Annotated in this window: 21 protein-coding genes; all 21 read left to right on the forward strand. The window is 67.3% G+C overall.

All coding sequences use genetic code 11. The features are described 5' to 3' along the window. Positions 1 to 897: elongation factor Tu (locus B3S45_RS13945; RefSeq protein WP_286721354.1), on the forward strand; the 897-nt coding region annotated here is incomplete at its 5' end. 587 nt (positions 898 to 1,484) lie between these two features. Next, positions 1,485 to 1,793 carry a 30S ribosomal protein S10 gene (gene rpsJ / locus B3S45_RS13950; protein ID WP_039403048.1) on the forward strand — a complete coding sequence of 103 codons (309 nt, stop codon included), beginning with the start codon at positions 1,485 to 1,487 and terminating at the stop codon, positions 1,791 to 1,793. Positions 1,794 to 1,803: 10 nt separating this feature from the next. Further along, positions 1,804 to 2,463, forward strand: a complete 660-nt coding sequence (gene rplC, locus B3S45_RS13955; protein ID WP_286721358.1) for a 50S ribosomal protein L3 — start codon at positions 1,804 to 1,806, stop codon at positions 2,461 to 2,463. A 4-nt stretch (positions 2,464 to 2,467) separates the two neighbouring features. Then, positions 2,468 to 3,130: a 50S ribosomal protein L4 gene (gene rplD / locus B3S45_RS13960; RefSeq protein ID WP_071044917.1), complete on the forward strand. Its 663-nt coding sequence runs from the start codon at positions 2,468 to 2,470 to the stop codon at positions 3,128 to 3,130. Continuing rightward, positions 3,127 to 3,447: a 50S ribosomal protein L23 gene (rplW, locus tag B3S45_RS13965; RefSeq protein ID WP_071044918.1), complete on the forward strand. Its 321-nt coding sequence runs from the start codon at positions 3,127 to 3,129 to the stop codon at positions 3,445 to 3,447. The genes rplD and rplW overlap by 4 nt, the downstream gene beginning before the upstream one ends. A 25-nt stretch (positions 3,448 to 3,472) precedes the next feature. Then, positions 3,473 to 4,312: a 50S ribosomal protein L2 gene (rplB, locus tag B3S45_RS13970; RefSeq protein WP_071044919.1), complete on the forward strand. Its 840-nt coding sequence runs from the start codon at positions 3,473 to 3,475 to the stop codon at positions 4,310 to 4,312. A gap of 13 nt (positions 4,313 to 4,325) precedes the next feature. Further along, complete coding sequence (rpsS, locus tag B3S45_RS13975) at positions 4,326 to 4,607, forward strand: 30S ribosomal protein S19 (protein ID WP_045246805.1); 282 nt, start codon at positions 4,326 to 4,328, stop codon at positions 4,605 to 4,607. Between the two features lie 26 nt (positions 4,608 to 4,633). After that, positions 4,634 to 5,032, forward strand: a complete 399-nt coding sequence (gene rplV / locus B3S45_RS13980) for a 50S ribosomal protein L22 (RefSeq protein WP_071044920.1) — start codon at positions 4,634 to 4,636, stop codon at positions 5,030 to 5,032. Further along, positions 5,032 to 5,778: a 30S ribosomal protein S3 gene (rpsC, locus tag B3S45_RS13985; RefSeq protein WP_071044921.1), complete on the forward strand. Its 747-nt coding sequence runs from the start codon at positions 5,032 to 5,034 to the stop codon at positions 5,776 to 5,778. The genes rplV and rpsC overlap by 1 nt, the downstream gene beginning before the upstream one ends. Further along, on the forward strand, positions 5,778 to 6,197 hold the full coding sequence (rplP, locus tag B3S45_RS13990; RefSeq protein WP_071044922.1) for a 50S ribosomal protein L16: 420 nt from the start codon (positions 5,778 to 5,780) through the stop codon (positions 6,195 to 6,197). The genes rpsC and rplP overlap by 1 nt, the downstream gene beginning before the upstream one ends. Then, positions 6,197 to 6,505 (forward strand): 50S ribosomal protein L29, encoded by a 309-nt coding sequence (gene rpmC / locus B3S45_RS13995; protein WP_071044923.1) that lies wholly within the window; start codon positions 6,197 to 6,199, stop codon positions 6,503 to 6,505. Before rplP ends, rpmC begins: the two co-directional genes overlap by 1 nt. After that, on the forward strand, positions 6,505 to 6,843 hold the full coding sequence (gene rpsQ, locus B3S45_RS14000; protein ID WP_075807117.1) for a 30S ribosomal protein S17: 339 nt from the start codon (positions 6,505 to 6,507) through the stop codon (positions 6,841 to 6,843). Before rpmC ends, rpsQ begins: the two co-directional genes overlap by 1 nt. After that, positions 6,840 to 7,208: a 50S ribosomal protein L14 gene (gene rplN / locus B3S45_RS14005; RefSeq protein ID WP_071044924.1), complete on the forward strand. Its 369-nt coding sequence runs from the start codon at positions 6,840 to 6,842 to the stop codon at positions 7,206 to 7,208. Before rpsQ ends, rplN begins: the two co-directional genes overlap by 4 nt. A gap of 2 nt (positions 7,209 to 7,210) precedes the next feature. Continuing rightward, the gene (gene rplX / locus B3S45_RS14010; RefSeq protein ID WP_071044925.1) at positions 7,211 to 7,558 is read left to right on the forward strand and encodes a 50S ribosomal protein L24; all 348 of its coding nucleotides are present in this window, start codon (positions 7,211 to 7,213) and stop codon (positions 7,556 to 7,558) included. 2 nt (positions 7,559 to 7,560) lie between these two features. Beyond that, positions 7,561 to 8,178: a 50S ribosomal protein L5 gene (rplE, locus tag B3S45_RS14015; protein WP_228480828.1), complete on the forward strand. Its 618-nt coding sequence runs from the start codon at positions 7,561 to 7,563 to the stop codon at positions 8,176 to 8,178. 97 nt (positions 8,179 to 8,275) lie between these two features. Beyond that, a complete protein-coding gene (gene rpsH / locus B3S45_RS14020; RefSeq protein ID WP_071044927.1) occupies positions 8,276 to 8,674 on the forward strand; it encodes a 30S ribosomal protein S8 in 399 nt (132 codons plus the stop codon). Between the two features lie 6 nt (positions 8,675 to 8,680). After that, entirely contained in the window at positions 8,681 to 9,217 is a 537-nt protein-coding gene (rplF, locus tag B3S45_RS14025; protein ID WP_071044928.1) for a 50S ribosomal protein L6, read from the forward strand. Positions 9,218 to 9,219: 2 nt separating this feature from the next. Beyond that, positions 9,220 to 9,579, forward strand: a complete 360-nt coding sequence (gene rplR, locus B3S45_RS14030) for a 50S ribosomal protein L18 (RefSeq protein WP_071044929.1) — start codon at positions 9,220 to 9,222, stop codon at positions 9,577 to 9,579. Further along, positions 9,576 to 10,262: a 30S ribosomal protein S5 gene (gene rpsE / locus B3S45_RS14035; RefSeq protein WP_071044930.1), complete on the forward strand. Its 687-nt coding sequence runs from the start codon at positions 9,576 to 9,578 to the stop codon at positions 10,260 to 10,262. Before rplR ends, rpsE begins: the two co-directional genes overlap by 4 nt. After that, positions 10,262 to 10,447 (forward strand): 50S ribosomal protein L30, encoded by a 186-nt coding sequence (gene rpmD / locus B3S45_RS14040; protein ID WP_023954062.1) that lies wholly within the window; start codon positions 10,262 to 10,264, stop codon positions 10,445 to 10,447. Before rpsE ends, rpmD begins: the two co-directional genes overlap by 1 nt. Then, positions 10,447 to 10,727 (forward strand): uL15 family ribosomal protein (locus tag B3S45_RS14045; RefSeq protein WP_286721370.1); only part of this gene is annotated, 281 nt, incomplete at its 3' end. The genes rpmD and B3S45_RS14045, both read left to right, overlap by 1 nt.

Raw genomic sequence — 10,727 nt, forward strand, 5'->3', positions numbered from 1 at the left:
GCCCAGATGGACGGCGCGATCCTCGTGGTCGCCGCCACCGACGGCCCGATGGCCCAGACGCGCGAGCACGTGCTGCTGGCCAAGCAGGTCGGCGTGCCCTACCTGGTGGTCGCGCTCAACAAGGCCGACATGGTCGACGACGAGGAGATCCTGGAGCTCGTCGAGCTCGAGGTCCGCGAGCTCCTGTCGAGCCAGGACTTCGACGGTGACAACGCCCCCGTGGTGCAGGTCTCCGGTCTGAAGGCGCTCGAGGGCGACGACAAGTGGGTCCAGTCGGTCCTCGACCTCATGGAGGCCGTCGACGAGAACGTGCCCGACCCGGTGCGCGACAAGGACAAGCCGTTCCTGATGCCGATCGAGGACGTCTTCACGATCACCGGTCGTGGAACCGTCGTCACCGGCCGTGCCGAGCGCGGCACCCTGGCCATCAACTCCGAGGTCGAGATCGTGGGTCTGCGCCCGACGCAGAAGACGATCGTCACCGGTATCGAGATGTTCCACAAGCAGCTCGACGAGGCCTGGGCCGGCGAGAACTGTGGTCTGCTCCTGCGCGGCACCAAGCGTGACGACGTCGAGCGCGGCCAGGTCGTCGTGAAGCCCGGTTCGGTCACCCCGCACACGAACTTCGAGGGCACCGCCTACATCCTCTCCAAGGACGAGGGTGGGCGTCACAACCCGTTCTTCACGAACTACCGCCCGCAGTTCTACTTCCGCACCACCGACGTCACCGGCGTCATCACGCTGCCCGAGGGCACCGAGATGGTCATGCCCGGCGACACCACCGACATGACGGTCGAGCTCATCCAGCCGATCGCCATGGAGGAGGGCCTCGGCTACGCCATCCGCGAGGGTGGCCGCACCGTCGGTGCCGGCACCGTCACCAAGATCCTGAAGTGAGCCGTGCCGGGTCAATGCGCGCATAGCGCGCGTTGACGCGGCGTCGGCTCAGATCGAGTAGCCGCCGTCAGGCGGCGTATCGAGATCTCCTCGCGAGATCTCCACTCGAGATCCACGAAGCCCCCGGGGGAAACCTCGGGGGCTTCGTCGTGTCCGTACCGGCGCTCTCCGGCGTGTCGTTCCTGGGAGTCGACCCAGCGCGACACGCCCGGGTTTGCGTGGGATGTCGACCCGCGGCTAAGCTAGTCAGGTTCCACATTCCGGCGTGCGCTTCTGTGCGCCGCCGGATCACTGCCAGGGCAGTGCATAGGCGGCGCATCGAACTCTTCGAGCCAGACGCGCGAGGACCTAGGCCGCGGGTAGCAGAACACCACACCGACACCTCCTCGAGCGGGATGCACTCCCGTGCGTGCGAGTGCCGGCCGGACACCCGATGTCCGGATTGACATCAGAACAGCGGTGCAGCAGAACCCGCGAGAGCGGGACGAAAGTGCCAGGGCGCGAAAGCGCCGTGTGCGTCCGATGCCTGCGCTGTGCCCCGCAAGGGGAACACCGCGGTAAGACGCGAGAAAGAGAGTGAGCAGACAATGGCGGGACAGAAGATCCGCATTCGCCTGAAGTCGTACGACCACGCAGGTCTCGACTCCTCGGCGCGCAAGATCGTCGACACCGTGACCCGTGCGGGCGCGACGGTCGTGGGCCCGGTGCCCCTCCCGACCGAGAAGAACGTCGTGTGCGTCATCCGGTCGCCCCACAAGTACAAGGACAGCCGCGAGCACTTCGAGATGCGCACCCACAAGCGCCTGATCGACATCGTCGACCCGACGCCCAAGGCCGTCGACTCGCTGATGCGCCTCGACCTGCCGGCCGACGTCAACATCGAGATCAAGCTCTGAGGTCCGATCCATGGCTGACATCAACACCAAGGTTTCCAAGGGCCTGCTGGGCACCAAGCTCGGCATGACCCAGGTCTGGGACGCGGACGGCAAGCTCGTCCCCGTCACCGTCATCGAGGTGGCCCCCAACGTGGTCACCCAGGTCCGCTCGGTCGAGAAGGACGGCTACAACGCCGTTCAGATCGCCGCGGGCCAGATCGATCCCCGCAAGGTCAACCAGCCCCTCACGGCCCACTTCGAGGCCGCGGGCGTGACCCCGCGTCGCCACCTCACCGAGATCCGCACCGCGGACGCTGCTGACTACTCACTCGGTCAGGAGCTCACGGTGGACGGCGTCTTCGCATCGGGCCAGCTGGTCGACGTCGTCGGCACCAGCAAGGGCAAGGGCACCGCGGGTGTCATGAAGCGCCACAACTTCAAGGGCGTCTCCGCTTCGCACGGTGCGCACCGCAACCACCGCAAGCCCGGTTCGATCGGCGCCTCGGCGACCCCGAGCCGCGTCTTCAAGGGCATGCGCATGGCCGGCCGCATGGGCGGCGAGCGCGTGACCGTCCTCAACCTCACGGTGCACGCCGTCGACGCCGAGAAGGGCCTGCTGCTCGTCAAGGGCGCCGTCCCCGGCGCGCGTGGCCGCACCGTCTACGTCCGCAACGCAGTGAAGGGTGCCTGATCTCATGGCCGACTCGACTCTCGCGCTCGACGTCCGCAGCGCCGACGGCAAGAACGCCGGTTCGGTTGAGCTTCCCGCCGCGCTGTTCGACGTCAAGACGAACATCCCGCTGATCCACCAGGTCGTCGTCGCGCAGCGCGCGGCGGCTCGCCAGGGCACCCACTCGACCAAGCGTCGCGGTGAGGTCTCCGGTGCCGGCCGCAAGCCCTTCAAGCAGAAGGGCACGGGTAACGCCCGTCAGGGCTCCATCCGTGCGCCGCACATGACCGGTGGTGGCATCGTCCACGGGCCGAAGCCGCGCGACTACGCGCAGCGCACCCCCAAGAAGATGATCGCCGCCGCCCTGCTCGGTGCGCTGAGCGACCGTGCCCGTGGCGAGCGCCTCCACATCGTGGAGGCCTTCGGCACCGAGAACGGCCCGTCGGCCAAGGCCGCAGCGTCGGTCCTCACCGGCCTCGGCGCCACCAAGAACGTGCTCGTGGTCGTGGACCGCGACGACGAGCGCAGCATCCTGAGCGTGCGCAACCTCGCGTTCGTCCACGTGCTGTCGTTCGACCAGCTGAACGCCTACGACGTGCTCGTCTCCGACGACATCGTCTTCACCAAGGCCGCCTACGACGCGTTCGTCGCGTCGAAGAGCGCCGCCACCGAGGAGGTCTCGGCATGAGCACGGACAACGTCCTGCAGACGGCATCCAACAAGGACCCGCGCGACATCATCCTGAAGCCGGTCGTCTCGGAGAAGAGCTACGGACTCATCGACGAGGGCAAGTACACCTTCCTGGTGGACCCCCGCGCCTCGAAGACCGAGATCAAGGCCGCGATCGAGAAGATCTTCGGCGTGAAGGTCGCGGGCGTCAACACGATCAACCGCGTCGGCAAGGCCCGTCGCACCCGCTTCGGCACGGGCAAGCGCAAGGACACCAAGCGCGCCATCGTCACGCTGAAGTCGGGCTCCATCGACATCTTCACGGCAGTCAACTGACGGTCGGGTAAGGGACGAGACAAACATGGCTATTCGCAAGTACAAGCCGACGACCCCCGGTCGCCGCGGCTCGTCGGTGGCCGACTTCGCCGAGATCACCCGATCGACGCCGGAGAAGTCGCTGCTCCGTCCGCTGGCCAAGACCGGTGGACGCAACAACCAGGGCCGCATCACCACCCGCCACATCGGCGGTGGACACAAGCGCCAGTACCGCGTGATCGACTTCCGTCGCAACGACAAGGACGGCATCGACGCGAAGGTCGCTCACATCGAGTACGACCCCAACCGCACCGCGCGCATCGCGCTGCTGCACTTCGCCGACGGTGAGAAGCGCTACATCCTGGCGCCCGCCAAGCTCAAGCAGGGCGACATCGTCGAGTCGGGTGCCGGCGCGGACATCAAGCCCGGCAACAACCTGCCGCTGCGCAACATCCCCACCGGTACGGTGATCCACGCCATCGAGCTCCGCCCCGGCGGCGGCGCGAAGATGGCCCGCTCGGCCGGCGCCTCGGTGCGTCTGGTCGCCAAGGACGGCCCGTACGCGCAGCTGCGTCTGCCCTCGGGTGAGATCCGCAACGTCGACGCGCGTTGCCGCGCGACGATCGGCGAGGTCGGCAACGCCGAGCAGTCGAACATCAACTGGGGCAAGGCCGGCCGCAAGCGCTGGAAGGGCGTCCGCCCGACCGTGCGCGGTGTCGCCATGAACCCGGTCGACCACCCGCACGGTGGTGGTGAGGGCAAGACCTCCGGTGGTCGCAACCCCGTCACCCCGTGGGGTCAGCCGGAGGGTCGCACCCGCCACCCCAACAAGGAAAGCGACAAGTACATCGTCCGTCGTCGCACCGCCGGCAAGAAGCGCAAGTAGGTAGGAACAGAAGATGCCACGCAGTCTCAAGAAGGGCCCCTTCGTCGACGAGCACCTGCTTCGCAAGGTCGTGTCGCAGAACGAGGCGGGTTCGAAGAACGTCATCAAGACCTGGTCGCGTCGCTCGATGATCATCCCGGCGATGCTGGGCCACACGATCGCCGTGCACGACGGTCGCAAGCACATCCCCGTGTTCGTGACCGAGACCATGGTCGGCCACAAGCTGGGCGAGTTCGCGCCCACCCGCACCTTCCGCGGCCACGAGAAGGACGACAAGAAGGGCCGCCGCCGCTGACGCGGGGGCGCTGAGAGGAGAGAGAAATGGTGGAGTCCATCGCCCGCGTGCGACACATCCGCGTGACCCCTCAGAAGGCTCGTCGTGTCGTTGCCCTCATCAAGGGCAAGCAGGCCGAGGAGGCCCTGGCCATCCTCAAGTTCGCGCCGCAGGGTGCGAGCGAGCCGATCTACAAGCTCGTCGCCTCGGCGATCGCGAACGCTCGCGTGAAGGCCGACAAGGACGGCGAGTACCTGGATGACCAGGACCTGTACGTGAAGAACGCGTACGTGGACGAGGGCACGACGCTCAAGCGTTTCCAGCCCCGTGCCCAGGGTCGCGCATTCCAGATCAAGAAGCGCACGAGCCACATCACGGTCGTGCTGTCGACGCCCGAGGTCGCCGAGACCGCGCCGGCTGCCAACTCGAAGAAGGCGAGCAAGTAATGGGACAGAAAGTCAACCCGTACGGCTTCCGCCTCGGCATCACCACCGACCACGTGTCGCGGTGGTTCTCCGACTCGACGAAGCCCGGCCAGCGCTACGCCGACTACGTCGCCGAGGACATCAAGATCCGTCAGCTGCTGCAGAAGCAGCTCGACCGTGCCGGCGTGAGCAACATCGAGATCGAGCGCACGCGTGACCGCGTCCGCGTCGACATCCACACCGCCCGTCCGGGCATCGTGATCGGCCGCCGCGGCGCCGAGGCCGAGCGCATCCGCGGCGACCTCGAGAAGCTCACCGGCAAGCAGATCCAGCTGAACATCCTCGAGGTGAAGAACCCCGAGACCGACGCTCAGCTGGTCGCCCAGGGCATCGCCGAGCAGCTTGCCGCTCGCGTGGCCTTCCGCCGCGCGATGCGCAAGGGCCTGCAGGGCGCGCAGCGCGCCGGCGCCAAGGGTGTCCGCATCCAGGTGTCGGGCCGCCTCGGCGGCGCCGAGATGAGCCGCTCCGAGTTCTACCGCGAAGGCCGTGTGCCGCTGCACACCCTCCGCGCGAACATCGACTACGGCTTCTACGAGGCCAAGACCACCTTCGGCCGCATCGGCGTGAAGGTCTGGATCTACAAGGGCGATCTCACCAACAAGGAACTGGCGCGCGAGCAGGCGGCTCAGAAGCCGTCGCGCGAGCGCGGTGACCGCCGCCGTGGCCCCCGCAGCGAGGCCCCGGTCGCAGAAGGAGCGTCGGCGTAATGCTCATCCCCCGCAAGGTCAAGTACCGCAAGCAGCACCACCCCAAGCGCGGTGGCCAGGCCACCGGTGGCACCAAGGTGTCGTTCGGAGAGTTCGGCATCCAGGCGCTGACCCCCGCCTACGTGACCAACCGTCAGATCGAGTCCGCTCGTATCGCCATGACGCGTCACATCAAGCGTGGCGGAAAGGTGTGGATCAACATCTACCCCGACCGACCGCTGACCAAGAAGCCGGCCGAGACCCGCATGGGTTCCGGAAAGGGTTCGCCGGAGTGGTGGGTCGCAAACGTCAAGCCGGGCCGGGTCCTCTTCGAGGTCTCGGGCGTCAACGAGGAACTCGCTCGTGAGGCGCTGACCCGCGCAATCCACAAGCTGCCCCTGAAGGCACGCATCATCAAGCGCGAGGAGGGCGACGCGTAATGGCGATCGGCACCAAGACGCTCGCGACCAGCGAGCTGGACACGTTCGAAGACCAGCGCCTCGTCGAGGAGCTGCGCAAGGCCAAGGAAGAGCTGTTCAACCTGCGCTTCCAGTCGGCCACCGGGCAGCTGGAGAGCCACGGCCGCATCCGTGCGGTCAAGCGCGACATCGCGCGGCTCTACACCGTGATCCGTGAGCGCGAGCTCGGCATCCGTGCCACGCCCGCACCGGTGGAGACGAAGGCGAAGAAGAGCAAGGCCAAGAAGGCGGATGACGCCGACAAGGCCGAAAAGGAAGAGGCTGAGTGATGGCCACCACGAAGAAGGCAGCTGCCGAGGCCGCGGACCAGGTTCCCGGCCACGAGCACGCCGAGCACGACGTGCGTGACGCCGATGCCCGCGGATACCGCAAGGCCCGCCGCGGCTACGTCGTCAGCGACAAGATGGACAAGACCATCGTCGTCGAGGTCGAGGACCGCGTGAAGCACCCGCTCTACGGCAAGGTCATGCGTCGCACCTCGAAGGTGAAGGCGCACGATGAGGCCAACACCGCCGGCGTCGGTGATCTCGTCGTCATCAACGAGACCCGCCCGCTGAGCGCGACCAAGCGCTGGCGTCTCGTCGAGATCCTGGAGAAGGCAAAGTGATTCAGAACGAGTCCCGGCTGAAGGTCGCCGACAACACCGGCGCCAAAGAGCTGCTGACGATCCGCGTCCTCGGCGGCTCGAACCGCCGTTACGCGGGCCTCGGCGACACCATCGTCGCCACGGTCAAGGACGCCATCCCCGGCGGAAACGTCAAAAAGGGTGATGTCGTCAAGGCCGTCGTCGTCCGCACCGTCAAGCACACCCGTCGCCCCGACGGGTCGTACATCAAGTTCGACGAGAACGCCGCCGTCATCCTGAAGAACGACGGGGAGCCCCGCGGCACCCGCATCTTCGGACCGGTCGGCCGTGAGCTTCGCGACAAGAAGTTCATGAAGATCGTCTCGCTCGCCCCGGAGGTCATCTGATCATGGCGAACATCAAGAAGGGCGACCTGGTTCAGGTCATCTCTGGTACGAAGGACAACCGCGGCAAGCAGGGCAAGGTCCTCGAGGTGCTCACCGAGCAGGACCGCGTCATCGTCGAGGGCGTGAACTTCGTCACCAAGCACACCCGCGTGGGCCAGTCCCAGCGCGGCACCAAGACGGGCGGCATCGAAACGATGGAAGCCCCGATCCACATCTCCAACGTCGCCGTCGTCGACCCCGAGACCAAGAAGCCGACCCGCGTCGGCCACCGCGTCGAGGAGCAGGTCAAGGACGGCGTGAAGCGCACGGTCCGCGTGCGCTACGCGAAGAAGTCAGGCAAGGACCTCTGAACATGAGCACCGCCATTGACGCGCAGGCTGGCCCTGCGGCCGAAGGCTCGCTTTCGGCACGTGTCCAGCCGCGCCTGAAGCAGAAGTACAACGCCGAGATCAAGAAGGCCCTGCAGGAAGAGTTCGGCTACGCGAACGTCATGCAGATCCCCGGTCTCGTGAAGGTCGTCGTGAACACCGGTGTCGGCGAGGCAGCTCGCGACAGCAAGGTGATCGATGGTGCGGTCGAGGACCTCACCAAGATCACCGGCCAGAAGCCGGTCGTCACCAAGGCCCGCAAGTCCATCGCGCAGTTCAAGCTGCGCGAGGGCCAGGCCATCGGCGCGCACGTCACCCTTCGCGGCGACCGTGCGTGGGAGTTCGTGGACCGCCTGGTCAACCTCGCGCTGCCCCGCATCCGCGACTTCCGCGGTCTGTCGGGCAAGCAGTTCGACGGCAACGGCAACTACACCTTCGGGCTCCAGGAGCAGTCGGTGTTCCACGAGATCGACCAGGACCGCATCGACCGCGTGCGCGGCTTCGACATCACGGTCGTCACCTCCGCGGGGACCGACGCCGAGGGCCGGGCGCTGCTGCGTCACCTCGGCTTCCCGTTCCGCGCGGACGACGCTCAGGCGTGACCTACCCCGTGGGCCCGGGACTTCCGGGCCCACACCCCACCACAGGTCGGCCGTCGTGTAACGGCGTACGAAACCTGGTGACAGAAAGAAGCAATCCATGACGATGACAGACCCGGTCGCAGACATGCTGACCCGTCTGCGCAACGCGAACTCGGCGCACCACGACTCCGTGTCGCTGCCGAGCTCGAAGCTCAAGACCCACATCGCCGAGATCCTCAAGCAGGAGGGCTACATCTCCGGCTGGGACGTCGAAGACGCCCGCGTCGGCCAGACCCTGACCCTCACGCTGAAGTACGGCCCCAACCGCGAGCGGTCGATCGCGGGCATCAAGCGGGTGTCCAAGCCCGGTCTGCGCGTCTACGCGAAGTCGACCGAGATCCCCACGGTGCTCGGCGGCCTCGGCGTTGCCATCCTGTCCACCTCCTCCGGTCTCCTCACCGACCGGCAGGCCGAGTCGAAGGGCGTGGGTGGGGAAGTCCTCGCCTACGTGTGGTGATCTGACATGTCGCGAATCGGACGTCTTCCCATCGACATCCCCACCGGAGTGACCGTTTCGGTCGACGGCCGCGCGGTCGCCGTCAAGGGCCCCAAGGGCGAGCTGAGCATCACCGTCGCCCGGCCCATCGAGGTCTCCGTCGAGGACAACCAGGTCGTCGTGACCCGTCCCGACGACGAGCGCGAGTCGCGGTCGCTCCACGGCCTGACCCGCACGCTCATCAACAACAACATCATCGGTGTCACCCAGGGCTACACCAAGGGCCTCGAGGTCGTCGGCACGGGCTACCGCGTGCAGCAGAAGGGCTCGAACATCGAGTTCGCCCTCGGCTTCTCGCACCCCGTGCTGGTCGAGCCGCCGGCTGGCATCACGTTCACGGTCGAAGGCAACAACAAGGTCACCGTGAGCGGCATCGACAAGCAGGCCGTCGGCGAGACGGCTGCCAACATCCGCAAGATCCGCAAGCCCGAGCCCTACAAGGGCAAGGGTGTGCGCTACGCGGGCGAGGTCGTCCGCCGCAAGGCCGGAAAGGCTGGTAAGTAAGCATGGCTGTGAAGTCGAAGAACGTCGCCCGTGCGCGTCGTCACGCCCGCCTTCGCAAGAAGATCGTCGGCACCGAGCTGCGGCCGCGTCTGGTCGTGACCCGTTCGGCACGTCACGTGTTTGTCCAGGTCGTCGACGACGCCAAGGGTCACACCGTCGCGTCGGCGTCCACGCTCGAAGCGGACCTGCGCTCGTTCGACGGTGACAAGACCGCCAAGGCGCGCAAGGTCGGCGAGCTCGTCGCCGAGCGCGCGAAGGCCGCCGGTGTCGAGGAAGTCGTGTTCGACCGTGGCGGCAACCGCTACGCCGGCCGCGTCGCCGCGATCGCCGACGGTGCTCGCGAGGGAGGGCTGAACCTGTGAGTGACAACAAGGAGACCGAAGTGACCGCCACCGAGCAGGCCGCGCCCGAGCAGGCCGCCGCCGAGGCGCCGAACGAGCGCGAGCCGCGCGAAGGCCGCCGCGGCGGTCGCGAGCGCAACAACAACCGCGACCGCGGTGCGCGCGACCGGGGCGACAACCAGTTCCTCGAGCGCGTCGTCACCATCAACCGCGTCTCGAAGGTCGTCAAGGGTGGTCGTCGCTTCAGCTTCACCGCGCTCGTCGTCGTCGGCGACGGTAACGGTGTGGTCGGCGTCGGCTACGGCAAGGCCCGCGAGGTGCCCCTGGCGATCTCGAAGGGCGTCGAAGAGGCCAAGCGCAACTTCTTCCGCGTTCCCCGTTCGGCCTCGACCATCCCGCACCCGGTGCAGGGTGAGGCCGCCGCGGGCGTCGTGCTGCTGCGTCCGGCCGCCGCGGGTACCGGTGTCATCGCCGGTGGTCCGGTGCGCGCCGTGCTCGAGTGCGCCGGCATCCACGACGTGCTGTCGAAGTCGCTCGGCTCGTCGAACACGATCAACATCGTCCACGCGACAGTGGAGGCGCTGAAGCAGCTCGAGGAGCCCCGCGCGGTCGCCGCGCGTCGTGGCCTCGAGTTCGACCAGGTCGCCCCCGCCCGTCTCGTGCGTGCGGAGGCCGAGGCCACCGCTGCGAAGGCTGGTGCATGATGGCCGCACGTCTGAAGGTGACCCAGGTCAAGTCCAAGGTGAGCGAGAAGCAGAACCAGCGTGACACGCTGCGCAGCCTCGGTCTGAAGCGGATCGGCGACTCGGTCGTCCGTCCGGACGACGCGCAGACGCGCGGTTACGTCAAGACCGTCGCCCACCTCGTGAAGGTTGAGGAGATCGACTGATGGCTGAGAACGACAAGGCCGAAGCCGACAAGGCTCCGGCGAAGAAGGCGGCGACCAAGCCCGCCGCGAAGAAGTCCGCGAAGCCCGCCGAGACCGAGGCCGCTGTCTCGCGCCCCGGCGTGCTCAAGGTGCACCACCTGCGTCCGGTTCCCGGCGCCCACACCGCCAAGACCCGTGTGGGTCGCGGTGAGGGCTCGAAGGGTAAGACCGCCGGCCGTGGAACCAAGGGCACGAAGGCGCGCTACCAGGTGCGTCCCGGCTTCGAGGGTGGCCAGATGCC

The sequence above is a fragment of the Microbacterium sp. UBA1612 genome (assembly GCF_002321605.1).
Lineage (GTDB): Bacteria > Actinomycetota > Actinomycetes > Actinomycetales > Microbacteriaceae > Microbacterium > Microbacterium luteum.

Excerpts from the sequence above, each read along its gene's own strand:
- rplF (WP_071044928.1), top strand. The coding sequence starts at position 8,681 with ATGTCGCGAATCGGACGTCTTCCCATCGACATCCCCACCGGAGTGACC.
- rpmD (WP_023954062.1), top strand. The coding sequence starts at position 10,262 with ATGGCCGCACGTCTGAAGGTGACCCAGGTCAAGTCCAAGGTGAGCGAG.
- rpsC (WP_071044921.1), top strand. The coding sequence starts at position 5,032 with ATGGGACAGAAAGTCAACCCGTACGGCTTCCGCCTCGGCATCACCACC.
- rplX (WP_071044925.1), top strand. The coding sequence starts at position 7,211 with ATGGCGAACATCAAGAAGGGCGACCTGGTTCAGGTCATCTCTGGTACG.
- rpsQ (WP_075807117.1), top strand. The coding sequence starts at position 6,505 with ATGGCCACCACGAAGAAGGCAGCTGCCGAGGCCGCGGACCAGGTTCCC.
- rpsJ (WP_039403048.1), top strand. The coding sequence starts at position 1,485 with ATGGCGGGACAGAAGATCCGCATTCGCCTGAAGTCGTACGACCACGCA.
- rplC (WP_286721358.1), top strand. The coding sequence starts at position 1,804 with ATGGCTGACATCAACACCAAGGTTTCCAAGGGCCTGCTGGGCACCAAG.
- rplR (WP_071044929.1), top strand. The coding sequence starts at position 9,220 with ATGGCTGTGAAGTCGAAGAACGTCGCCCGTGCGCGTCGTCACGCCCGC.
- rplV (WP_071044920.1), top strand. The coding sequence starts at position 4,634 with ATGGTGGAGTCCATCGCCCGCGTGCGACACATCCGCGTGACCCCTCAG.
- rpsS (WP_045246805.1), top strand. The coding sequence starts at position 4,326 with ATGCCACGCAGTCTCAAGAAGGGCCCCTTCGTCGACGAGCACCTGCTT.
- rplB (WP_071044919.1), top strand. The coding sequence starts at position 3,473 with ATGGCTATTCGCAAGTACAAGCCGACGACCCCCGGTCGCCGCGGCTCG.
- rplP (WP_071044922.1), top strand. The coding sequence starts at position 5,778 with ATGCTCATCCCCCGCAAGGTCAAGTACCGCAAGCAGCACCACCCCAAG.
- rplW (WP_071044918.1), top strand. The coding sequence starts at position 3,127 with ATGAGCACGGACAACGTCCTGCAGACGGCATCCAACAAGGACCCGCGC.
- rpsH (WP_071044927.1), top strand. The coding sequence starts at position 8,276 with ATGACGATGACAGACCCGGTCGCAGACATGCTGACCCGTCTGCGCAAC.
- rplE (WP_228480828.1), top strand. The coding sequence starts at position 7,561 with ATGAGCACCGCCATTGACGCGCAGGCTGGCCCTGCGGCCGAAGGCTCG.
- rplD (WP_071044917.1), top strand. The coding sequence starts at position 2,468 with ATGGCCGACTCGACTCTCGCGCTCGACGTCCGCAGCGCCGACGGCAAG.
- rpmC (WP_071044923.1), top strand. The coding sequence starts at position 6,197 with ATGGCGATCGGCACCAAGACGCTCGCGACCAGCGAGCTGGACACGTTC.